Here is a 23419-nt window from a genome sequence, read left to right as displayed (position 1 = left end):
GACAAGCGCGCTATTCAAATGTCCCGGCGCCCGGTCCTCCCCTCTCGGCTCCACCGAGTGGTACGGATCCCGGGCACGCTCCGCTCAACTCCCGTCACACAGCGCTGGGCTGCTCCTCGGGCAGGCTGTCCATGAAGGAACTGACGGAGAATACGGCACGACCGGGGCCGGGAGGGCCGTAACCGGGGGGCGAGGAGAGACCGAAGTCCTCCATCGTCTGGCGATAGGCCTGGAGCAGCCGGATGTGGTACTCCAGCGGCGCGCCCTGCGGGTTGGCCTTGCCGAGCGGGGTCGTGGGCTCCGGGCACCAGGTGGTGAAGCGGGGCGTGATGCCGTGCGACATGAAGAACCGCAGGCCCTCGGTGGTGGAGGCGATGGCCTCGTCGACGGTCTTGAAGCCGAAGGGCTCGGCCATCTCCACGCCCGCGACGAAGTTGGGGATCACATTGCGCGCCCCGAACACCTCGGCCGAGTCCAGGATCCGCTTGTGCCAGACATCACGGCCGACGTACCGCTCCTTGCCCGGGCAGTACATCTTGAACAGGTACTCGTCCCACACCTCGTAGTTGGGGTGGTAGATCTGCACGCCGTAGTCCTTGAACCGCTGCACGTCGTCACGCGGCAGCGCCTGGGCGACGACCTTGCCGATCCAGCGGCCCGGGAAGCGCTCCTCGATGGCCTTGGCGTAGTGGCCGTAGAAGTCGGCCTCGTCCCGCCCGGAGACCGTCTTGGTGATCGCGCCGCCGGTGAGGGTGTAGGCGGTGGAGGCCTTGGCGGTGTCGTACCGGTCGATGATCTCCAGTGCCTCCAGCACCTCCTCGACGTCCTTGACGCCGGTGTAGGGCCGCCCGGCCGCCTTGTGCTGGCGCCAGTTGTGGTTGATGTCGCAGTACTGGCACTCCTCCTTGGCGCCGAAGTACTGGCAGACCCGGAAGACGGTGAGGTAGATCAGGTAGCCCCACTGGATGGTCGGGGCCACCTCCATCACGGACTTCCCGTTGGAGAGGGTGTGCCGGTAGTACTCGGGCATCGGCGGCACGCCCACGTCGGCGATCCGCTTGCCGTCGAGGTAGAGCCCGAGCATGCCATCCTCGTCGGCGGCGACGCGATAGGGCGAGGCGGGATTGACCCGCACGGAGACGACGGTGCGCCGCAGGTCGTACGGCCCGCCGGTGAGGATGATCTCCTCCGGCGGCCTTCTGAGGGCGGCCTCGCCCAGCTCGGGCAGGGTGCCGTGGTCGAAGGAGAAGATGAAGTACGACTTCGGCTTCACCTCGCCGGACTCGTTGTCGCTCAGCGCGGACGGGTCGAAGGCGACACCGCCGCGGAGCAGGTCCTCCTTGAAGACGGCCTCCCGCGGCACATGCGGAAAGCGCTCCATCAGATCCTCGACCAGCGCGGTACGGCTGCCCATCCCGAATCTCCTCCCGGCTCAGGCGTTCGACTCCTCACGGTATGCCCCCGCCCGCGTGTCATCCGTGCCGGGTCCCCTCGTGGCGCGCGATGTGCTCCGGAACGGGGGTCCGCGGCGGCAGCAGCGGGTCGGGCAACGGGGCGCCCCAGGCCGTGGTCAGCGGCAGCGTGCCGGCCCACAGGCCGAGCTCGGCGTCGGGGCCGTCGCCGTCGTCCGGGGCGCCGGTGCGGATCTTGACCGAGGCGTGTTCGAGGGAGACCGCGAGGAGGGTGGTGGCGGCGAGCTCCTTCCGGTTCGGGCGGCGGGCGTACGACCACTGCCCCGGCGCCGCGTGTTCGGTGAGCCGGCGCAGACCCTCGAGCTTCTCCTCGGGCTCCGTCACGTGGCGGGCCTCGCCGTGGACGACGGCGCTGCGGTAGTTGACCCCGTGCTCGAAGACGGACCGGGCGAGGACGAGCCCGTCGACGTGGGTGACGGTCACACACACCGGCGATCCGGCGGCGAGGCTGCGACTGGCGACGGAGCCGTGGACGTACAGCCATCGCTCGTCGCGGCCGTAGACGGTCGGTACGACGAGCGGCCTCCCGTCCAGCACCACGCCGAGATGGCAGACGAAACCGGCATCTAGGATCGCGTCGAGATCGGCCCTCGCGAGGCTGCCCTGCTCCCGCAGGCGGCGGTGCCTGGTGAGGTCGGACTGCGGAAGGGTGGCGGGGAGCGGCTGCGAGGTCATGTCCGTGAAGCTACCGAAACCGCAACTGGACGGCCAGTGCGAATGCGAGAACAGCCGCCCGCAGCCATGGAGACAACGAAATCAGTGGAATGGGAGGGGCGCGCCAATGACCGGGACCGTGACCAACTGGGCCGGCAACATCGCCTACGCCGCCAAGGAGCTGCACCGCCCCCGCTCGCTCGACGCGCTCCGGGCCCTGGTGGCCGGGAGTGAGCGGGTGCGGGTGCTGGGGAGCGGGCACTCGTTCAACGAGATCGCCGAGCCGGGGGCGGAGGGGGTGCTGGTCTCCCTCGCGCGGATGCCGGGCGAGATCGAGGTCGACACCGCGGCCCGGACCGTGCGGGTCGGGGGTGGGGTGCGGTACGCCGAACTGGCCCGGGTCGTGCACGGGCACGGTCTGGCGCTGCCCAACATGGCGTCGCTGCCGCACATCTCGGTCGCCGGGTCCGTCGCCACCGGCACCCACGGCTCGGGGGTGACCAACGGCTCGCTCGCCGCGCCCGTGCGGGAGGTGGAGCTGGTCACCGCCGAGGGAGCGACCCTGCGCATCGGGCGGGACGACGCCCGGTTCGGTGGTGCCGTCACCTCACTCGGTGCCCTCGGTGTGGTCACCGCGCTCACCCTGGACCTGGAGCCCGCCTTCGAGGTCGAGCAGCATGTGTTCACCGAACTGCCCCTGGAGCGACTGGAGTTCGAGACGGTAGCCAGGGCCGCGTACAGCGTCAGCCTCTTCACCGACTGGGCCGCGCCGGGCTTCCGGCAGGTGTGGCTGAAGCGGCGCACCGATCAGCCGCTCTCCGAGTTCCCGTGGGCCTCGCCCGCGACCGGGAAGATGCACCCCGTGCCGGGCATGCCCGCGGTCAACTGCACCGAGCAGTTCGGGGTGCCGGGGCCCTGGCACGAGCGACTGCCGCACTTCCGCGCGGAGTTCACCCCGAGCAGCGGCGCCGAGCTCCAGTCCGAGTACCTGCTGCCGAGGCCGTACGCCCTGGACGCCCTGCGCGCGCTGGATGCGATCCGCACGACCGTGGCGCCGGTGCTGCAGGTCTGCGAGGTGCGGACGGTGGCCGCCGACGAGCAGTGGCTGAGTCCGTCGTACGGCCGGGAGACCGTGGCCCTGCACTTCACCTGGGTCGACGACACCGCGGCGGTGCTGCCGGTCGTACGCCGGGTGGAGGAAGCCCTGGAGGGGCTCGACGCGCGGCCGCACTGGGGCAAGGTGTTCACCGTGCCCGGCGAGGTGCTGCGGGGGCGGTATCCGCGCTGGGCCGACTTCCGCGCGCTGGTCACGTCCCTCGACCCCGGCGGCAAGTTCACGAACACCTTCGTGCGGGACTTCCTCCACCCCGGTTCCTGACTTCCTCCACCCCCTTTCCTAACCCCTTGTCGAAAGCCCTCCGCAGCCCATAGCCTTGCGCCGCGCCGGTGCCGACGACGACCCGGCCGACGAGAAGGGACGGGGGGCACCTCCGATGAAGCGCACATCACGTGACATCCGCACCGCGAACCGCTACGAGGTGCTGCGCCAGATCATCGCCGCGTCGCCCACCTCCCGGCAGGAGCTGGCGGCCGCCACGGGGCTGAGCCTCGCCACGGTCGCCACGCTCGTCGGCGAGCTGCTCGACCTCCGCATGATCACCGAGGTCGGCTTCGAGGACTCGGCGGGCGGCCGGCCCCGCGGCCTGGTCGCGGTCAACGCGTCGGGGGGCGCGTTGATCGGCGTCGACATCGCGGAGACGTACGTCCATGTCGAGCTGTTCGACCTCGCGCTGAACGTGCTGGCCCGTGCCGAGGAGGACGTCAGGCCCGGCGAGAGCCTCCCCGAGCAGGTGGTCGGCCATGTCGCCTCCGCCGTCGGCTCGGTGGTCACGCAGGCCGGGGTCGAGGGCGCCCGGGTGCTCGGCGTCGGCGTGAGCGTGCCGGGGCAAGTGGACCGCGCCACCGGCGTCTCCGAGTACGCGCCCAACTGGGACTGGCACGAGGTGCCGCTGCTCGATCTGCTCACCGAGCACATCGCCTACCCGCTGTATCTGGACAACCCACTGCGCGCCTCCGCGGTGGCCGAGCTGTGGTTCGGCGCCGCGCGCGGCCGGGAGGACGCCGTGGTGGTCAACCTCGGGACCGGCGTGGGCGCCGGGCTGGTGCTCGGCGGCGCGCTGCACCGGGGTGTCAGCAACAGCGCCGGCGAGTGGGGCCATACCACGATCGTCCTGGACGGACGACTGTGCCGCTGCGGCAAGCACGGCTGTGTGGAGGCGTACGTCGGAGCCTCCGGAATCATGCTCACGCTGCGGGAGTTGAGCGCCGACAGCACCCTGCTGCACCCGGAGGACCAGACGGCCACCATCGCCGCGCTGGGCCGGGGCGTCGAGGCGCGCGACCCCGTTGCGCTCAAGGTGGTCCGCGACACCGTCCGCTACCTGGGCACCGGCATCGCCGACCTGGTCAACCTGTTCAATCCCGAAGTGGTCGTGCTCAGCAGCTGGGTCGCGACCGCCCTTGGCGAACCCCTGGTCGCCGAGGTGCGCGAGGCCGTGGCCCGGCACGCGCTGCCGCGGCCCATGGCCGCCACCGAGATCGTCCTCTCCCCGATCCCCACCGACCCGGTGTGCCTGGGCGCGGCCACGTTCGCGCTGGAAGGGGCACTCCAGGCCGTCGGGCAGAGGCAGCACAGAAGGAGCCGTACCGCACCGCCTTCATGACGACGGAAGGGATGCACGTGACTCACCCCCGCAGACCGGCGCTCCTCACAGCCGCGGCCGCACTGGCCGTCACCGCTCCACTCATCTGCGCTCCGCCCGCTTCGGCCGCGACCCCCATGGCGGCCGAGGTCTCCCCGTACGCGGCACAGACCATCGACAACATCGGTGCCTCCGGCGCCTGGTGGGTCAACGACCTGAAGAACTTCGACCCCAGGGTCCAGGCCCGGGTGGCCAAGCTGCTCTTCTCCGCCGAGGGCCTGGACCTCAGCAACTACCGCTACAACATCGGCGGTGGGGGCACGGCGGTCACGACCCCGTCCCGCGCCCCGGAGGACTTCCGTGCGGACGACGGCAGTTATGACTGGTCCAAGGACAAGGGCGGCCGCACCTTCCTCGCCTACGCCGCGAAGTACGGCGTCGAGGACCTGGTCGGCTTCGTCAACAGCGCCCCGGCCGAGTGGAAGACCAACGGCAAGAGCTGCGGCGGGTATCTGAAGGCGGAGAACGAGCAGGACTTCGCGAAGTACGTCGCCGACGTCACCGACCACTTCGCGAGACTGGGCCAGCGGTTCGACTACATCAGCCCCTTCAACGAGCCGACCAACAGCTTCGACTCCTGCGGCCAGGAGGGCATGCTGGTCGACGTCCCGCAGCGCGACGACATCGTGCGCGCCCTCGGCGCCGAGCAGGAGGCGCGCGGGCAGCGGACCGGCATCATCGCCGACGAGTCCACCAGCACGGTCAAGTTCAACCACGAGGTCCCGGAGTGGATCTCGCAGCCCGGCACCGCGCGGTACGTCGACAAGCTGGCCCACCACACCTACGACAACCCCGGTGACGCCGACCGGGCGAAGGTCTACGAGACCTCGAAGAAGGTCGGCGTCGAGTCCTGGTCCACGGAGATCTGCTGCTTCGGCAAGGGCGGCACGGGCTGGGCGCAGGAGTACGACCCGGGCATCGACGGCGGGCTGAACCTCTCCCGGATCATCCACAAGGACTTCGCGGTCGCCCATGACTCCGCGTTCCACTGGTGGGTGGCCCTGTCGGAGATGATCGGCACCGACCCGTACGCGAAGAACGACGCGGGCTGGAACGACGGGCTCGTCTACTACGACCCGGACTACGCCACCAACGGCAACCAGACCCTGTACTTCACCAAGCGGTACTACGCGCTCGGCCAGTACAGCAAGTTCGTCCGGCCCGGCTCGGTCGCGCACAACGTGACCGGGGTGCCGGACGGCGTCGAGGTCAGCGCCTACGACCGGAAGGGCAAGTGGGTCGTGGTGGTGAACAACCACAACACGAGCGAGACCTCGCTGGATCTGCACTTCAACAGCGACACCCCGCTCAGGGCCAGTCAGGCCGTGCGGACCTCGGCCACCGAGAACTGGGCGCGGGTCGCCAGGCCCGCCGTACGGGCCGACGGCACCGTCTCCGCCTCGCTTCCGGCGCGGTCCGTCACGACATACGTCCTCGACCAGAAGGGACACGGCGGTTCGGCCGTCACGGGTGCCTGGCGGGGCGAGCAGTCCGGGAAGTGCCTCACGTCCGCGGTGACGATCAGCACCTGCACCGGCGCCGGGGACCAGGACTGGTCGTACGACGCGAAGGGCGGTCTGAAGGGCGCGGGCGGCTATCTGACGGCCGGGAGTTCGGGTCTGACCACGAGCGCCGCCTTCACGGGTGACGCCACCCAGCGCTGGCTGCTGAACGCCAACGGACAGATCGTCAGCGAGGCCACGGGACAGTGTCTGGACGTGGCCGGACAGGCGACCGCGGACGGCAGCGGGGTCGGCCTGTGGAGCTGCAACGGCGGGACCAACCAGGCCTGGTTCCGGCGGTAACGACGTACGCCTGAAAGGGAGTCGCGGGCCGCTGGGCGGCGGTCCGCGCTCCGCCGCGTCCGGAATTCCGAACGTCACGCAACGCTTCGAACAGACTTCGTCCAACCCCTTGCCGAAGCCTTAGTAGAAGGTTAACGTCCCGCACCGCAACCGCGTTTGAGCCATCCGGCGCAGCCGTGGAGCCGCAGCCGTACGAGAGACAAGGACGTCAGCATGTCGGCAACGAGCAACCGCAATTGGGACCGCCGTACCGTTCTGCGCGCCGCCATGGGCCTGGCCGCCACCGGCGGACTGGCCGCGTGCGGCGGCAACAACGGCCGTGGGGGCGGCTCGGGTTCGGGCATCGACCTGGTGCAGTACTTCCACGCCTACGGCGAGGCGGGGACCGAGCAGGCGATCAAGAAGTACGCGAAGGCCTACGACAAGGCGAACGTGACCACGCAGTGGATCACCGGGTCCAACTTCGAGAGCAAGCTGTTCTCCGCCCTGCTCACCGAGAACGCGCCGGACGTCTTCGAGTTCCACCCGCAGATCCAGCTGGTCAAGAGCGGTCAGGTGGCCGACCTGAGCGACATCATCAACCCCGTCAAGGACGACTTCAACCAGGCCGACATCGCCTCGCACACCATCGACGGGAAGATATGGGGCGTCCGCATGATCGACGACCCGCAGTTCTTCTACTACCGCAAGTCGATGCTGGCGGACGCGGGCGTCGAACCTCCCACCACACTCGACGAGTTGGTCGAGGCGGCCGCGAAGCTCACCACCGACAAGGTCAAGGGCGTCTTCCTCGGCAACTCCGTCACTCCGGTGATGAACCCGCTGATCTGGTCGACGGGCGCCGACACCCTCGACGACCGGAACCGGATCGCGTACCACACGGACGCGGTCGCCGACGGGCTGGGCAAGCTGCGGACGATGTTCAAGGACGGCCACATGCTCCTGGACGCGCCCGCCGACTGGTGGGACCCCTCGGCCATCACCCAGGGCCTGGTCGCCATCCAGTGGTGCGGCATGTGGGCGATGCCGGTGATCGAGAAGGCGCTCGGCGACGACGTCGGCATCATCCCCTTCCCGTCCTCGGCGGACGGCGGCAAGCCGGCGGTCACCAACGGCGGTTGGTCGATGTTCGTCAACGCCAAGTCCAAGCACCTGGACGAGGCGAAGGAGTACGTCAAGTGGCTGTGGATCGACCAGAAGCAGTACCAGGAGGACTGGTCGCTGTCCTACGGCTTCCACATCCCGCCGCGCACCTCGCTCGCCGAGTCCGCCGACAAGCTGAAGTCGGGTCTGGCCGCCGAGGGCGTCAAGCTCTTCAACGAGTTCGGGCACTTCGACAACCCGGCCTGGACGCAGGCCATGATCGTCGCCCTCGAGGGGGTCATCGCCGACGCCGTACGCAAGGGCGGCAGCCCCGAGGCGGCGCTCGACAAGGCCGACAAGACGGTGAACCGCGAGCTGAAGAAGCTCTTCGGATAGGCCGGCGGAAAGACCACCACGACATGTCGACGACCACCGCGCGCGGTGTCGCCAAGAGCCCCGCCGCCGACGAGACCCCCGTGGTCCCGCGGCGGCGCGGGGTCCGTGGCCGCACCCTCAACTTCTGGCTGTTCACCGGCCCGTTCCTGATCGGGCTCGTGATCTTCGTCTACATCCCGATCGGCTGGAGCGCCTACCTCTCCTTCTTCGAGGCGCGCTACACCGTCACACCCAGCGAGTTCATCGGCTTCGAGAACTACTCGTACATGCTGACGAACGACAAGTTCATCGAGTCCCTCGTCACCTTCACCGTCTTCGCCGCCATCGTCGTGCCCATCACCTGGGCGCTCTCCCTGGGCCTGGCCCTGATGGTGCACCGGATCCGCTTCATGAAGGCGTTCTTCCGGTCGGTGTTCTTCCTGCCGACCGCGGTCAGCTTCGTGGCCGCCTCGCTGATCTGGAAGATGTCCGTCTTCAGCGGCGTCCGGTTCGGCCTCGCCAACACCGTGCTGAGCTGGTTCGGGGTGGAGAACATCGCCTGGCTGGCCGATCCCAATCCGCCCTGGTACTGGCTGGTCATCGTCACCGTACGGCTCTGGCTCCAGGCCGGCTTCTACATGATCCTTTTCCTGGCGGCGCTGCAGAACATCCCGCCGGAGCTGTACGAGGCCGCCGCCGTCGACGGCGCCAAGCCCGGCTGGCAGACCTTCCGTTACGTCACCCTGCCCCAGCTGCGAGCCACCTCGACGGCCGTGATCCTGCTCCTGCTCGTCGCCGCCTACCAGGCCTTCGACGAGTTCTTCAACCTGCTCGCCAAGACCACCTGGGGCCGGCCACCGCTGGTCGAGCTGTACTACACGGCCCTCGGCGAGAACCAGGACTACGGCGCCGGCAGCGCGGGCGCCATGATCCTGACCCTGCTGATCTGCGGCGTCACCCTGCTCCAGGGAAAGATCATGGGTTTCGGAAGGGGTGAGGAGGCCAAGTGAACAAGATCAGACGCGGCAGCGTCGTCGGCTCCACCGGCCTGTACGCCGCCACCGGCATCGCCGCCCTCCTCTTCCTGGTGCCCTTCTACCTGATCGTCCGCAACGCCCTGTCCACCGACGCCGAGATCACCGGTGAGAACTGGAAGTTCTTCCCCACCGACATCCAGTGGGGCAACGTCACCGAGCTCTTCGACGACCCCACCGTGCCCTTCGGTCAGTCCCTGTGGAACTCCGCGGTCGTCGGCGTCCTGCACACCATCGGCACCCTGCTGGTGTGCTCGCTGGCCGGCTACGGCCTGGCCCGCATCCCGTACCGCCACGCCGACAAGATCTTCTACGCCGTTCTGGTGACCCTGATGGTGCCGACCGCCGTCACCTTCGTGCCGAGCTTCGTGCTGGTCTCCTCGCTCGGCTGGGTCTCCACCCTGCGCGGGCTGGTCATCCCGGGTCTCTTCAGTGGTTTCACCTGCTTCCTGTTCCGGCAGTACTTCCTGGGGTTTCCCAAGGAACTGGAGGAGGCGGCACGCGTGGACGGACTGGGCTACTGGGGCGCCTACTGGCGGATCGTGGTGCCCAACTCGCTGAACTTCTTCGCGGCCATCGCGACCATCACCTTCATCAGCGGCTGGAACGCCTTCCTGTGGCCCCTGGTCATCGGCCAGGACCAGGAGGCGTGGACGGTCCAGGTGGCGCTCTCCTCGTACATGACCAACCAGACCGTCAACTTCCATCTGATCTTCATGGCCACCGCCATCTCCATCCTGCCCCTGGTGTTCGTGTTCCTCTTCCTCCAGCGCTGGCTGGTGCAGGGGATCGCGCAGACCGGCATCAAGGGCTGACCGCACTTCTCAAGACCTGGAAGACCTGGAGTCCGATGACTTTCCGCACCGCCGTCGCCTACGTCGAGGACGTCTCCCCGGGCCGCGGGGCCCTGCCGCCCCGCGCCTGGTACGCGTCCTCCGACGCCAAGTCCCTTTCCCTGAACGGCAACTGGCGTTTCCGCCTGTCCGCCACCGCCGACGCCGAGGACGACTCCTTCGCCGCGCGGGGCCACGACGCCGGGGACTGGGCCGAGGTCACCGTCCCCGGTCACTGGGTCCTCCAGGGTCATGGCTCCCCCATCTACACCAACCACCTCTACCCCTTTCCGGTGGACCCGCCGCACGTCCCGACCGAGAACCCGACCGGCGACCACCTGCGCGTGTTCGACCTGCCGGAGGACTGGCCCGGCACCGGTGACGCCGTGCTGCGCTTCGACGGCGTCGAGTCCTGCGCCCGGGTCTGGCTGAACGGCACCGAGCTGGGCGAGTTCAAGGGCTCGCGGGTGCCGCACGAGTTCGCGGTCGGGGCGCTGCTGCGGCCGAGCGGCAATGTGCTGGCCGTCCGCGTCCACCAGTGGTCCGCCGGTTCGTACCTGGAGGACCAGGACCAGTGGTGGCTGCCGGGCACCTTCCGTGATGTCACCCTGCTGCACCGACCGGTGGGCGCCGTCGGCGACTTCTTCGTGCACGCCTCCTACGACCACCGCACCGGCGAGGGCACGCTGCGGGTGGACTCCGAGGTCGAGGGCCGGGTCACGGTGCCCGCGCTCGGGATCGAGGTGGCCACGGGCGAGCCGGTGACGGTGCCGGTCGAGCCCTGGACGGCCGAGACGCCCCGGCTCTACGACGGTGTGCTGGCGACCGAGGGCGAGCGGGTGCCGCTCCGGATCGGCTTCCGTACCGTCGTGCTGGAGGACGGCCTGATCAAGGTGAACGGGAAGGCCGTCCTCTTCAAGGGGGTCAACCGGCACGAGTGGCACCCGCGCACGGGCCGCGCGCTGGACCTGGCGACCATGCGCGAGGACGTGCTGCTGATGAAGCGGCACAACCTCAACGCCGTACGCACCTCCCACTACCCGCCGCACCCGGCCTTCCTGGACCTGTGCGACGAGTACGGCCTGTGGGTCATCGACGAGTGCGACCTGGAGACCCACGGCTTCACCGAGCAGGGCTGGCGGGACAACCCCGTCGACGACGACCGCTGGACCCCGGCCCTGCTGGACCGCGCGGCCCGGATGGTCGAGCGGGACAAGAACCATCCGTCCGTCGTGTTCTGGTCGCTCGGCAACGAGGCCGGCACCGGGCGCGGCCTGACCGCGATGGCCGAGTGGATCCGCGGCCGCGACCCCGAGCGCCTGGTGCACTACGAGGGCGACCGGGACTGCCGGGACACGGACGTGTACTCGCGGATGTACGCCTTCCACGACGAGGTCGAGCGCATCGGGGCCGGGCTCGACGGCGGCACCCGCAAACGGCGTGAACTGCCCTTCATCCAGTGCGAGTACGCCCACGCCATGGGCAACGGTCCGGGCGGACTCGCCGAGTACCAGGAGCTGTTCGAGCGGTACGAGCGGCTCCAGGGCGCCTTCGTCTGGGAATGGATCGACCACGGCATCGAGCACCCCGAGCTGGGCTACGCCTACGGCGGCGACTTCGGCGAGGAACTGCACGACGGGAACTTCGTCTGCGACGGTCTGCTCTTCCCGGACCGGACGCCGTCACCGGGGCTCGTCGAGTACAAGAAGGTCATCGAGCCGGTCCGGTTCGAGGGTGACGGCGCCGACGGCACCGTACGCGTGGTCAATCGGTACGACTTCGCCGACCTGTCGGGGCTCGCGCTGGAGTGGTCCTACGAGGTGGACGGCGCGGTCGTGGACGCGGGCGAACTGTCCGTGCCCCGGCTGGCGCCGGGCGCCTCGGCCGATGTGAAGCTGCCCGAGCCGCCCGCCGAGGCCCGGGGCGGCGAGGCGCGGTGGACCCTGCGGGCGGTGCTGGCCGAGGACACGGCATGGGCTCCGAAGGGCCATGAGGTGGCGTGGGCCCAGCTCGCCGTGACCGAGCGGCTGCGGCCGTCCTTCGCGGCGAGCGCGCGCCCCTCCTCGGCCGAGGGTCTGATCCATCTCGGTCCGGCGTCCTTCGACGCCCGCACCGGCGCGCTGCTGCGGATCGGCGGGGTCGAGGTGAGCGCGCCGCGCCTCGACGTGTGGCGGGCGCCCACCGACAACGACGACGGCGCCGAGTGGCAGTCGGACCTCCGGTACGGGCCGCTGTGGCGGAAGTTCGGCCTGCACCGGATGCGGCACCGGCTGGACGGCGTCGAGTCGGGGCCCGACGCGCTGACGGTACGGACCCGGGTGGCGCCCGCCGCCCGGGAGATCGGCCTGGACACGGTGTACCGCTGGAGCGCCGACGGCGAACGGCTGCGGCTGACGGTGTCGGTGACCCCGGAGGGCGACTGGACGGTCCCGCTGCCCCGGCTCGGGATCCGGCTCGGGCTCGCCGAGGCGGACGCGGTGAGCTGGTTCGGGGGCGGCCCGGGTGAGGCGTACCCGGACTCCAGGTCGGCGTCCAGGGTGGGCCGCTGGCACTCGACCGTGGACGGGCTCCAGACGCCGTACGTCCGCCCGCAGGAGAACGGCGCCCGCGCCGACGTCCGCTGGGTGGAACTCGGCGGGCTGCGGATCGAGGGCGACCCGGAGTTCTGGTTCGGCGCGCGCCGCTGGACGAGCGAGCACCTGGATGCTGCCCGGCACCTGACCGATCTGACCCCGGAGAACAGGGTCTGGGTCCATCTCGACCACGGCCTGCACGGCATCGGCTCCCAGTCCTGCGGCCCGGGTCCGCTCCCCCGGTACTTCCTGCGGGCGGAGCCGGCCGAGTTCACGTTCGTGTTCTCGGCGACTCGCTGACGGTCCCCGGGGTCGGCCGGCCCTCCGGCCGACCCCGGTGGTGCCTATGGACGGCCGAGCCGGGTGCAGTGTCGTTGCCGGAGACGCCGTCGACGGAGTTCAGGCTGTCGTTGCCGTAGGAGCCGATCCGGGTGCGGCCGCGGGTGAGGTTCACGGGCCGGTCCTGGTGACCGACAGGTCGACTCCGGTGGGCGGCGGGGGCGTGGAGCCGCCGAGGAAGCGGACCAGGGCGCGGTCGGCGCCGCTGCTGCCGAAGGTGACGATGCTCCCGTCCGCCTGGAGGGCGACGGCGTGGGCCTCGTCGTAGAAGGTGAAGTCGGCGCTCGCGCGGCCGCCGGTGCCGAAGCCGGTGTCGAGGCTTCCGTCGGGGTGGTAGCGGACGGCGGTGAAGTCGGTGCCGCGCACCCCGCCCGTGACGATCTTCCCGTCCGGCTGGAGCACGAGGTCGTGGGCCGCTTCCAGGGTGCCGCCGAAGTCGGTGACGACCCGGCCGCCGCTGCCGAAGCCGGGGTCCAGGCTGCCGTCGGTGTCGTACCGGGCGAGCGCCACGTCGAAGCCGGTGCGCCCGGCGGCGACGACCCGGCCGTCGGGCTGCACGCGTACGCCGAAGGCCAGGTCCTCGCCCGCGAACGCGGTGGTGACCCGGCCGTCGCCGCCGAACCCGGTGTCCAGGCCGCCGTCGGGGTGGTAGCGGGCGAGCGCGAAGTCGGCGCCGCCGGAGCCCGCGCTGCCGGCGACGACGATACGGCCGTCGGGCTGGAGGGCGAGGTCGTGGCCGGTCGCCGTGCCCGCCCCGAACGGGGTCGTCACGCGGCCCGCGTCCCCGAAGGCGGGGTCGGGGGTTCCGTCGGAGAGGTGGCGGACGAGGGCGAACCGCCCGCCGGTCTCTCCGGCGGCGACGATCTTCCCGTCGTCCTGCACCGCGACGGCCCGGGCGTCGGCGGCGCCGCCGAACTCGGGGCGGACCCGGCCGCCGTCGCCGAAGCCGGTGTCGAGGGTGCCGTCGGAGTGGTAGCGGGCGAGGGTGAAGTACCAGCCCTCGCCGGGCACTTCGGTGCGGCCCGCCACGACGATCTTTCCGTCCGGCTGGAGGGCGACGGCGTGCGCGTAGTCCTCGGCGCCGTCGAAGTCGGTGCGCACCTCGCCGCCGTCGCCGAATGAGGTGTCGATGCTGCCGTCGGCATGGTGCCGCGTCAGGGAGAAGTCGGTGGACAGCCAGCCGGCGTCCTGGCTGAAGCCGACGGTGAGGATTCCGCCGTCGGGCTGGACGGCGAGGTCGTACCCCGCCGAGCCGAGGCCGTTGTGGACGTGGACCTTGCCGCCGTCACCGAAGGCGGGGTCGAGGTCACCGGGCGCGGCGAGCGCGGGCCCGGGTACGGCGACCACCAGCGCACAGGCACCCACGGCCGCACGGCGCAGCCGGGTCAGGAGTGTGGACATGCGCCCAGCTTCCGGATCCGGACCGCCGCCGGGCGCCGACCGGTCACGCGGTGGGCCCGGTTGGGGTGCGGACTCCACCCGCCGGGGTGACCGGGCTCAGGTCATCACCAGGTCGGCCCAGTGGTCGGCGAGGGCGGGGGCGGGCTGATGGACGGGGCCGAGTTCACCGTCGTAGGGCGCCTCCAGTTCGTCGACGGCGTGCCGGACGGCGCGTTCGGAGACGTCGGGGGGCGGTGCGGGCAGGGAGTAGTGGACGGTGGGGCCGCCGTCGGTGACCGCGTGGTGCGGGACGGGGGTGTAGCCGTTCCAGTCGATGCCGTTGAGGCGGTGGATCTGGTCGGCCCAGTGCTGGGCGTCGCGCAGTTCGCCGTGGCGCAGGTGGAGCAGGTACAGACAGAGCGCGGCGGTGACACTGCCCGCGCCCGCGGCGTACTGCCACCAGAACTGGGCGCCCTCCTCCTGGCCGGCGAGATGGAGCAGACAGGCGAAGGGCAGGGCGCCGTCGGGGTCGCGGCCGGCCTCGAAGGCGGTGATGCGGTGGGCGGCACCGTCGTGGTGGACGGTGCCGCGGCACAGCAGGCGCAGGTCGTGCGCCGCCTGTTCGTGCAGCGCGGCGGGCAGGGGGTGGGCACGCCCGGCGCCGTGGGGCGGAGCGGAGCCGTGAGGCGGACCGGAGCCGTGAGGCGGACCGGAGCCGTGAGGCAGAGCGGAGAAGAACCGCACCCAGCGCAGCTCGTGCAGTTGCCGGGCGAGGCCGTGCCGGGCGGACTCCAGGTCGGCGTCGGTGTACTCGTCCCGGAAGACACGCGCGCGGCGCAAGGCCTCCTCGACGCTGCGCGGGGTGCGGTTCATGCGTGGATCACTCCTTGTCGTCGTCGGCGGTGGCGTCGGTCCGGTAGCCCATGGCGGCGGCCAGCCGGTGTTTGGCGGTACGGCGGGTGGAGCGGACGGTGGCCTCGCTGATGCCCATGATCAGCGCGGTCTCATGGGTGTCGAAGCCGAGCGCGTCCCGCAGGACGAGCACGTCGAACTGCCGCTCACTGAGTCGGGTCATCCCCCGGTACAGGCCCATGCCCTCCTCCAGCTCGGCGATCTCCCTGCCGTACTCGGCGTGGAAGGTCGAGCGGAAGGCGCCGAGCAGGGGTGCGCTGGCGGCGCTGATGGCGCGGGCGAAGGCCAGGGTCTCGGTGGTGGCGGGGCTGCGGCCCTGCGCGGCGAGTTCACCGTGCACCCGCTGCTTGAACAGGGCCCAGGCGTACCCTCCCGGGTTGTCCATGGTCTCCAGGCGCCCCCAGATGGTGGCCAGATAGACGAAGGTGCTGTCCACCAGGCGGCGGGCCGCCGTGGCGTTGCCGAGGTGGATCCGGCCGTACTCCAGACAGGCCCGGTCGTAGCGGGCCTGGAAGGCCCAGAACTCGGGGGGCATGCCGGAGCGATGGGTACGGATCACGGGTCCCGCGGGGTCGGGGGTGTGACTGGTCATCGGCGGCCTCCCAGGGTGCGGGTGGCCGTAGGGGCGGATGGGGCGGGGGACTGGGGCTCGTCGCCGAGGGCGGCGGCCCCGATGCGTACTCCGGCGCCGAGGAGGCGTCGCACTAAGAACCACACGTCGGGCGCGTAGGACCGCGCCGCGGCGGCGATGGCCAGCACGAGGCCGGCTACGTCGTAGTTCACAGTGGCTGTTTTCCTTCTCTTTCCGACGGTGCCGTACCGCTCCGCCCCCCGTGTCGTTGCGGGCCGGACACCTAGAGCCTCGTTGCTCTGGAAAACAGATAAGCGGATCCCACCCGCCGAACGTGCAGCCCCGCGAACAGATCTTGCTGACGGAAGGTAGCCCTCCGCCTACCCATCGGTAGCCACACCTTTGCTCCCGCTCACCTCCACACCCCCGCCGAGCTGGGCTTCCACCGGCACCGAAGAACCCAGAAGGCCGTCTGCACGAACGCGACACCGGGGCCATGACTTTGACGGTGTGTCACAGATCACGTTTGCCCCTCGCCGCCTAGCACACCGCCGCCCCTGACGGCAGCGCATGTCAGGGGCGGCGGTCGAACCGGCTCAGTGATCCGCACAGCACGGCGTGGGGTCCGGTACCTCGAAGGGGACCAGGACGCCGCCCACCGCGGGCATCGCGGCGAGGACGAGTTCGCCGGACTGGAAGTGCGGGCGGACGTGGGAGCGGGTCATGAGGCGGGATGCCGGGAGTGGGGGATCCGGGGTGCCGAGGACCGTCACCCGGTCGATCGCGGAGCCGGCGAGCAGCTCCGCGATCGTCAGGGTGCCGGTGAGCGCCGCGGATCCGGGGTACGCCACCGCGCGGCCGACGGCGTCCGGCAGGCCGGGCGTCACCTCGTGACCCTGGCCGACGAGCGCCTCCCGGGCGGTGCGCAGGAGGGGCTCGTCCGGCAGGGTGAGGGAGAGCGCCACGCGGGGCCGGTCGCCGCGCAGCAGGTGCGTGCAGCCGAACACGTCCTCGGGGAGGGCGAGTTCGACCATCAGCCCCAGGAGCAGGTGATCGGCCGCGCGCAGATCCCTCAGATCCGGGTCCACCGTGAGGGCGTACCCGGGGTTCACGACGGCAGGATCCACACCGGGTTGGAGTAGAACCACAGGTCCACCCAGGGGTCGGCGTCACCGACGACGTCGATGGCCGGGCCCGCCGGGTCGAGCGCCGCGCCCATCGCGCCCACGGCGGACCGGTTGCCGTCGGTGCCGCGCAGCCGGACGTACAACGGCCGGTCCACCCGGCCGAGTTCGTAGGTCAGGCGCACGGTGCCGGACGCCTTGTCCACCTCGTACGACTTGACGACCTTGGCCGTCGGTGCGGTGAAGGTGTCCTTGTCGGACGGCGTGCCCGTCACATCGCCCTGGATGACGTCGACGCGCGCCAGCTTGGGCAGGAAGCCCGCCCAGTTGGGGCCGCCGGCCAGCGCGATGTCCACGCTCAGCGTGACCTTCGTGCCCTTCTTCACCTGGAGGGCGCCGCCCAGCGTGGCCCAGCGGCTGCCGCCGGAGACCCGGACGTCGAGGCCGTCGATCAGCTGGCCGTGGTCGACCCAGATCCGGCCGGCCCGGATGCCGTCCATCACGGCGGCGTAGGAGAAGCCGTCGGCGCCGACGTGCGTACGGCTGTACTGGCCGGGCCAGTAGTCGCCCTGCGTGACGTCGATCTTGCCGGCGTACACCGGGTCGTCGTACCTGCCGTTGGCGTTGAAGCCACCGCCACCGCGTGCCGCCGTGTCGCCGTACACCTGGTGGGAGTCGGAGTTGGCGGTGATCCACCAGGGCTTGCCCTCGGCGAGGAGGCTGTCCCACAGGCCGCCGACCGTCGCGGTCATCCAGTCGAAACCGCCCCAGGTGCGGTAGCTCTCCGGCGGGTAGCCGGCGAAGGAGTTGGCGCTGGGGTTGTTGTCGTAGATGCCGCGGGCGCGGGCCATGCCGAGCGGCGCCGGGAGACCCGCGGCCTGGTGGCCCGGGGCGCCCTCGAAGCCGATGGCGATCTGGCGGTTCCCGCCGGTCGCGTCACGCCAGCCGCGGATCTCGTGCGGGGAGTCGACACCGCGCCGCGCCGGGTGGTTGGCGAGCATCAGCGCGTCCCTGACCTTGCGGCGCTGCACCTGCTCGGCGAGGAAGTTCAGGCCCGCGACGGCCAGGGCCTCGTTGGCGGGCGTGGAGTCCGAGGCGCCCTTGACGCTGCCGTCGTAGTCCGTCTCGAACTGCTTGAGGACGGAGACCTCGTTCTTGCCGGGGTGCACGAAGACCGTGCCGTGCTCGGCGCCCGGGATGTTCCATTCGAGCCCCTGGAAGACCAGGGTGTCCTCGTAGGCGTCACGGGCGTCGAGGATGTCCGGGTTGACCTTGTCCACGCCGATCTTGGCGTGGGTGACGCTGCCGTGGTCGGTGATGACCAGCCAGTCCATGCCGTGCTTGGCGCCCTGGCGGACCTGGTCGACGACCCGGTACTTGCCGTCGCTGCTGTACTGGGTGTGGATGTGGTGGTCGCCGGCCAGCCACAGGAAGCCCTTCGTTCTGCGGCCCGCGGGGGCGGCGGCGGAAGCGGCCGCGGCCGGCGTCGCCGGGGAGGCGAGCACGCTGCCGGCGGCCAGGCCCGCGCCCAGCAGACCCGCGCGGCGCAGCAGCGAGCGGCGCGAGCGCTGCTCGGGGGTGAGCGCCTCGTCGGGGACGTTCACGTCGAAGGCGGCGGGCAGCGCCGGACCCGACTCGTGGCTGTGCCCGTGCTCATGCCCGTGATGGTGGTGATGCCCGTGTCCCATGACGCCTCCCGGATGCCGCTGCCTGTCGCGGCTGCCTTCTGCGGCGCACGACCACGCCGCGTGTGGAGGATCGAACCGAAACATGAACGTTGAACGAGCGACGCGTGGACGGCGAGTGCCCCGCACACGGCAGATCACCACGCCTCTCACAGCTTCCCCAACGACCCTTGCAAGGCACAGCAGTTGACACCGAACCTGAGCGCTGTTCGCCTTTCCCCCACGTATTGAGCCCACCCGCTGACCCCTCCGGATGAGAGACGCCCCCACCATGAGACGAGTCCTCGGCACCCTCGCGGCCGCCGCGCTGGCCCTCACCGGCCTCACCACCACCGGCGCCGGACCCGCCACGGCCGCCACCACCGGCTCCTTCAATGTGCTGACCTACAACATCGCGGGCCTCCCCCTCGGCCTCGGCGACAGCGACCCGGAGACGAACACCCCGCTGATCGGTCAGCGCCTCGGCCCGTACGCCATCGTCAACGTGCAGGAGGACTTCAACTACCACGCCTCCCTGTACGCCAACGACACCCACCCGTACCGCACGGCGACCAGCGGCGGAGCGGCTGTCGGCGACGGCCTCAACACCCTCTCCGACTACGCCTTCGAGGACTTCGAGCGGGTGAGGTGGAACGACTGCACCGGCACCAACTGCCTCACCCCGAAGGGCTTCACGCTGGCCCGCGTCCGGCTGGCCGAGGGCGCCTTCGTCGACCTCTACAACGTACACACCAACGCCGACTCCGACGACGCCGCCCTCGCCGCCCGCCGCGCCAACATCGAGCAGCTGTCGGACTTCATCCAGGCCAACTCCTCCGGCAACGCCGTGATCGTGATGGGCGACACCAACACGCGGTACACGCGCGCGGGCGACAACATCCGCACCCTGCTGGCGGAGAACGGCCTGAAGGACCCGTGGGTCGACCTGGTCAAGGGCGGCAGCGCGCCCGCGCAGGGAAGCGACGCGCTGGTCTGCGACGCCGCCGCGCCGACGAACGACTGCGAGGTCGTCGACAAGGTCCTCTACCGGGGCAGCGACCTGCTGTCGCTCAACGCCACCCGCTACCACAACGAGTGGGCGTCCTTCCTGCGCGAGGACGGCGAGCACCTCTCCGACCACTTCCCGCACACCGTCGGCTTCTCCTACACCCTCAACCCGTCCCTGACGGCGAGCGACTTCTTCGGCGGCCCGCACGGGACGGCCTTCAACGACGCCGACGACCTCCCGGTCACCGTCTCGCCCCGCACGCTCACCCTCCGCGGCGGCTCCCGCCTGGACGCCGTCGCCCTCACGCACGACGGCGGTACGACGCTGAGCCACGGCGGGTCCGGCGGTACGGCCGCCTCGCTGACCCTCGCCGCCGGTGAGCACCTCACCTCGGTAAAGCTGACGCAGAGTCAGAAGGACGGCCGTACAAGGATCTTCTCGGCGTCCTTCTCGACGGACCGGGGCCGCACGCTGGCCGCCGGTACGGCGACGTCGGACGCGAAGACCTTCACGGCGCCGTCGGGATGGCAGATCGTCGGGTTCACCGGGCGGTCCGGGGCCGAGATCGACAAGCTGGGCGTCGTCTACGCGCCGATCGGCTGAGCCCGGCCCCCCGCGGGGCCACCGCCGCCTCATCGGTGCCGTGCCGCCGTCCGGGGCGCCGGGGGCGCCGGGCGGTTCGACTCCTTCGCGTGTACGACCGACGCGGGGCACCGGACTCAGCGCGGGGGCGGGAACCCCAGTCCCGGACGATCACGCGGTGCGGCCCGGATTCGCTCTCACTCGCTCCGCAGCACCTCGGCGATCGTCAGGCGCCCGGCGCGCCGCGCCGGTACCACCGCGCCGAGGACCGCGATGGCGACCCCGGCGAGGGCCAGTCCGGCCAGCGCCGGGGCGTGCCACACGTCCGTCATGTAGGCGGGCAGGCTGATGTCGACCGCGTCCGCCATCCTCGGCACCACCCAGTGGTGCCCCGCGATGCCCAGCGGGACCCCGAGCAGCGAGCCGAGCGCCCCGAGCACCGCCATCGAGGTCACCGTCATCAGCGTGACCTGGGCCGGGGTCATCCCGATGGACTTCAGCATCCCCAGGTCCCGCCGCCGGTCACGGGTGTTGAGGACGACCGTGTTGAAGACACCGAGCCCGGCCACCAGGGCGAGCATCAGGGTGAGGACGGCGGCGGAGCCGACGATGGTCTGGGTGACGGAGTCGTTGCCGCCCGGCGACGGGGAGAGGCCCGGGTCGGCGTTCCGCACCGCGCGCGCGTAGGCGTCCGGGTCGGATCCGTCGCGCAGCCCGACGTGGTAGGCGATGGGCTCCTCGGCGGGGGCCAGGGCCTTGAGCGTCGGCCAGTCGGCGATGACCAGGCGGGGGTTGTTCTGCATCGCCTCCCCGACGATCAGCACCCGCTCGCCGCGGCCCCCGCGCTCCAGGCGCAGGTGGTCGCCGACCCGCAGCCCGTTCTGGCGCAGGAAGGCGGACCCGGCGACGATCTCACCGCTCGCCCGCGTCCAGCGGCCGTCGGTCAGCACGGTGTCGAGCCGCGGCCGGTCGCCCCGGCGCCCTTCGAGGATCACCTCGTGCGCGGACCCCGCCATGCGTACGTCCACGTCGGCCCGCGCGGTGACCTCCCGCGCCCCGGCCAACCGGCCGAGCAGGGCGTGCAGTTCACGGTCGCCGCGCTCGGGCCGGACCTCTCGGCCGTCCTTGAAGTTCCCGACGTACACGGTGACTTGGTACGCGTCCCGCCCCGCGTTGCCGAACCGGTCCATCGTGGTGGCGAGGCCGGTCGCGAAGGTCACGGTCGCCGCGCCGAGGACCACGGCGGCCAGGGTGAGCGCGCTGCGTCCGGGCCGGGCGAACGGCAGCCCCAGCCCGAGGCTCACCGACCGTGGCAGCCCGCTGCCCGCGAGCCGCCGCTGGATGCCGAGCGCCCGCCCGGCACGCGGCGCACTGCCGGCGCTGATCGCCCTCGCCGCCGACATGCGGTGGGCGCGCAAGGCCGGGGCGAGCGCGGCGAGCGCGCACACGGCGGGCATGCCGAGCAGGGCGACGAGGTTGACCCAGCCGGCGATGGACACGCTGCCGTGGAACACCCCGGCGTCGGGCCCGGAGAACACGAACTCGAAGAAGGGCCGCGCCAGCAGATTCCCGACCGCGGTGCCCAGCGCGCAGCCCAGGACCGCCGGGACGGAGATCATCACGAGGTAGACGGCGACCACCTGCCCCGGCGTGAACCCGATCGCCTTGAGCACGCCGATGTGCCGGAACCCGGAGATCACGGCACCGCTCACGACGTTGCCGATGATGAGCACGGCGACCGCGATCCCGAGGATCCCGAAGGCCATCAGATACGGGGTGTACGCGCGGGCCGCGGCGCTCACCTGGTCCTTGAGGGTGAGATACGACCGGGACGCGGTCAGCGCGCCGGCGGGGAGCGCGTCGGTCACCGTGGCGAGGTGGCCGCGCAGCCGCTCCTCGGAGGAGGCGTCGGTGAAGCGGAACAGCATCTGGGTGGTCGTGGGGCGCAGTTCGCGGACCTGTTCGGGGGTGACCCAGGCGTCGGCGGTGCGGCTGAGGTCGAAGGCGAATCCGACGACCGTGAGCGTGGGGCCCGAGGGCACCCGGATCGTCCGGCCGAGATCGTCCGGGGCCCAGTCCGGGTCCCGGTTGAGGACGATCTCGCCGGGCCCGGTGGCCCAGCGGCCCGCCCATACGTCCAGGCGGTCCACCGGGGCGTCGGGGCCGGCCCGGCCCACCACCGTGATCTCCCCCCGGACACCGAACCTGATGGAGTCCTCCGGCAGTTCGACGGTGGCCTGCGGGAAGGGACCGGCGACGGCCTCCACCCCGCTCTGCCGTGCCGCGCGCGCCAGTTCGGCGTCCGGCACCGCCCCGGGATCGAAAGCGGCCACGACATGCGGGCCGCGCTGCTCGCCGAAGGCCTTGTCGAACGGCCCGGACGCGGCGTCGACCAGGCCGAGCGCCACCACCAGCGCCGCCGTCGAGGTCAGCGTCACCAGGGCGATGACGACCGTCTGGAGCCTGCGCCGCCGCACCGCCGCGCGGGCTGTGCGCCACACCGCCCTCATGCGGACGGCTCCAGGGTGTGCTCGCCGGTGACCCGGCCGTCGGCCAGTTCGACGATCCGGCTCGCGCAGCGCCGGGCGAGGTGGTCGTCGTGGGTGACCAGGATCAGGGTCTGGCCGATCTGGTTGAGGTCGATGAGCAGGTCCATCACCTGCTCCCCGGAGCGGCTGTCGAGGGCACCGGTCGGTTCGTCGGCCAGCAGCAGGGCGGGCCGGTTCATCAGCGCCCGGGCCACGGCGACGCGTTGCCGCTCGCCGCCGCTGAGCACCGCCGGGTAGGCGTTACGGCGGTCGGCGATGCCGAGTTCGTCGAAGAGCTCCAGGGCCCGGCGGCGGGCCTGCCGGGCCGGGGTGCCGGTCAACTGGGCGGCCAGGGCCACGTTGTCCAGCGCGGAGAGGTCGTCGATGAGGTTGAAGAACTGGAACACCATGCCGATCCGGCGCCGCCGGTACAGGGCGAGGCCCTTCTCGGACAGCTCCCCAACGTCCTCACCGTGCACCAGGACCGTCCCCTCCGACGGCCGGTCGAGCCCCGCGATCATGTTCAGCAGGGTCGACTTTCCGCACCCCGAGGGCCCCATCACCGCCACCGCCTCCCCCGCCCCGATCCGCAGCGACACCCCGTCCAACGCGGTGGTCTCGCCGTACTCCTTGCGCACACCGTCGAGCCGTACGACGGCCCCGCTCTCCTCAGTGACCATGGCCAGGACGCTACGGCGGCCGGCGGGCGCGGACATCCC

Annotated in this window: 19 protein-coding genes; 8 read left to right on the top strand and 11 right to left on the bottom strand. The window is 71.2% G+C overall.

Translation table 11 applies throughout. From position 1 onward, the window contains the following. Nucleotides 1-94: 94 nt before the first annotated feature. The gene (locus AC068Z_RS25825; RefSeq protein ID WP_478560071.1) at nt 95-1414 is read right to left on the bottom strand and encodes a radical SAM protein; all 1320 of its coding nucleotides are present in this window, start codon (nt 1412-1414) and stop codon (nt 95-97) included. Nucleotides 1415-1472: 58 nt separating this feature from the next. Next, nucleotides 1473-2147 carry a pyridoxamine 5'-phosphate oxidase family protein gene (locus AC068Z_RS25820; protein ID WP_478560069.1) on the bottom strand — a complete coding sequence of 225 codons (675 nt, stop codon included), beginning with the start codon at nt 2145-2147 and terminating at the stop codon, nt 1473-1475. Between the two features lie 106 nt (nt 2148-2253). Between AC068Z_RS25820 and AC068Z_RS25815 the strand changes: the two genes are divergently transcribed. The 7 genes from AC068Z_RS25815 (at nt 2254) to AC068Z_RS25785 (ending at nt 12891) form a co-directional block, all read left to right on the top strand. Next, entirely contained in the window at nt 2254-3504 is a 1251-nt protein-coding gene (locus AC068Z_RS25815; protein ID WP_478560067.1) for an FAD-binding protein, read from the top strand. A 115-nt stretch (nt 3505-3619) separates the two neighbouring features. After that, a complete protein-coding gene (locus AC068Z_RS25810) occupies nt 3620-4849 on the top strand; it encodes an ROK family transcriptional regulator (protein ID WP_478560065.1) in 1230 nt (409 codons plus the stop codon). A gap of 11 nt (nt 4850-4860) precedes the next feature. Beyond that, entirely contained in the window at nt 4861-6693 is a 1833-nt protein-coding gene (locus AC068Z_RS25805; protein WP_478560063.1) for a glycoside hydrolase, read from the top strand. 213 nt (nt 6694-6906) lie between these two features. After that, nucleotides 6907-8172, top strand: coding sequence for an ABC transporter substrate-binding protein (locus tag AC068Z_RS25800; RefSeq protein ID WP_478560061.1), 1266 nt, complete (start codon nt 6907-6909; stop codon nt 8170-8172). 23 nt (nt 8173-8195) lie between these two features. Beyond that, the gene (locus AC068Z_RS25795; RefSeq protein ID WP_478560059.1) at nt 8196-9161 is read left to right on the top strand and encodes a carbohydrate ABC transporter permease; all 966 of its coding nucleotides are present in this window, start codon (nt 8196-8198) and stop codon (nt 9159-9161) included. Then, nucleotides 9158-10000: a carbohydrate ABC transporter permease gene (locus AC068Z_RS25790; protein WP_478560057.1), complete on the top strand. Its 843-nt coding sequence runs from the start codon at nt 9158-9160 to the stop codon at nt 9998-10000. Before AC068Z_RS25795 ends, AC068Z_RS25790 begins: the two co-directional genes overlap by 4 nt. Nucleotides 10001-10035: 35 nt before the next feature. After that, nucleotides 10036-12891 (top strand): glycoside hydrolase family 2 TIM barrel-domain containing protein, encoded by a 2856-nt coding sequence (locus tag AC068Z_RS25785; RefSeq protein ID WP_478560055.1) that lies wholly within the window; start codon nt 10036-10038, stop codon nt 12889-12891. Here the strand turns inward: AC068Z_RS25785 and AC068Z_RS25780 are convergent. The 7 genes from AC068Z_RS25780 to AC068Z_RS25750 form a co-directional block, all read right to left on the bottom strand. Next, complete coding sequence (locus AC068Z_RS25780) at nt 12863-13045, bottom strand: hypothetical protein (RefSeq protein WP_478560053.1); 183 nt, start codon at nt 13043-13045, stop codon at nt 12863-12865. The two genes, AC068Z_RS25785 and AC068Z_RS25780, sit on opposite strands and share 29 nt — an antisense overlap. Further along, nucleotides 13042-14331 (bottom strand): hypothetical protein, encoded by a 1290-nt coding sequence (locus AC068Z_RS25775; RefSeq protein ID WP_478560051.1) that lies wholly within the window; start codon nt 14329-14331, stop codon nt 13042-13044. The genes AC068Z_RS25780 and AC068Z_RS25775 overlap by 4 nt, the downstream gene beginning before the upstream one ends. Nucleotides 14332-14427: 96 nt before the next feature. Further along, on the bottom strand, nt 14428-15183 hold the full coding sequence (locus AC068Z_RS25770; protein ID WP_478560048.1) for a hypothetical protein: 756 nt from the start codon (nt 15181-15183) through the stop codon (nt 14428-14430). A 7-nt stretch (nt 15184-15190) separates the two neighbouring features. Further along, nucleotides 15191-15814 (bottom strand): sigma-70 family RNA polymerase sigma factor, encoded by a 624-nt coding sequence (locus tag AC068Z_RS25765; protein ID WP_478560045.1) that lies wholly within the window; start codon nt 15812-15814, stop codon nt 15191-15193. Then, nucleotides 15811-16005, bottom strand: coding sequence for a hypothetical protein (locus AC068Z_RS25760; protein ID WP_451727424.1), 195 nt, complete (start codon nt 16003-16005; stop codon nt 15811-15813). The genes AC068Z_RS25765 and AC068Z_RS25760 overlap by 4 nt, the downstream gene beginning before the upstream one ends. A 384-nt stretch (nt 16006-16389) precedes the next feature. Continuing rightward, nucleotides 16390-16905 (bottom strand): hypothetical protein, encoded by a 516-nt coding sequence (locus AC068Z_RS25755; RefSeq protein WP_478560041.1) that lies wholly within the window; start codon nt 16903-16905, stop codon nt 16390-16392. Continuing rightward, nucleotides 16902-18605: a PHP domain-containing protein gene (locus AC068Z_RS25750; RefSeq protein WP_478560038.1), complete on the bottom strand. Its 1704-nt coding sequence runs from the start codon at nt 18603-18605 to the stop codon at nt 16902-16904. The genes AC068Z_RS25755 and AC068Z_RS25750 overlap by 4 nt, the downstream gene beginning before the upstream one ends. 268 nt (nt 18606-18873) lie before the next feature. Between AC068Z_RS25750 and AC068Z_RS25745 the strand changes: the two genes are divergently transcribed. After that, nucleotides 18874-20193, top strand: coding sequence for a jacalin-like lectin (locus AC068Z_RS25745; protein ID WP_478560035.1), 1320 nt, complete (start codon nt 18874-18876; stop codon nt 20191-20193). Nucleotides 20194-20369: 176 nt separating this feature from the next. On the opposite strand, the gene AC068Z_RS25740 is transcribed toward AC068Z_RS25745, so the two are convergent. Next, complete coding sequence (locus AC068Z_RS25740) at nt 20370-22682, bottom strand: ABC transporter permease (protein WP_478560032.1); 2313 nt, start codon at nt 22680-22682, stop codon at nt 20370-20372. Then, entirely contained in the window at nt 22679-23380 is a 702-nt protein-coding gene (locus tag AC068Z_RS25735) for an ABC transporter ATP-binding protein (RefSeq protein WP_478560029.1), read from the bottom strand. The genes AC068Z_RS25740 and AC068Z_RS25735 overlap by 4 nt, the downstream gene beginning before the upstream one ends. Nucleotides 23381-23419 lie beyond the last annotated feature (39 nt).

Source organism: Streptomyces sp. NPDC043726 (genome assembly GCF_056436565.1).
The sequence above is the reverse complement of the archived record's forward strand: the minus strand, read 5'-3'. Positions and strand labels throughout refer to the sequence as shown.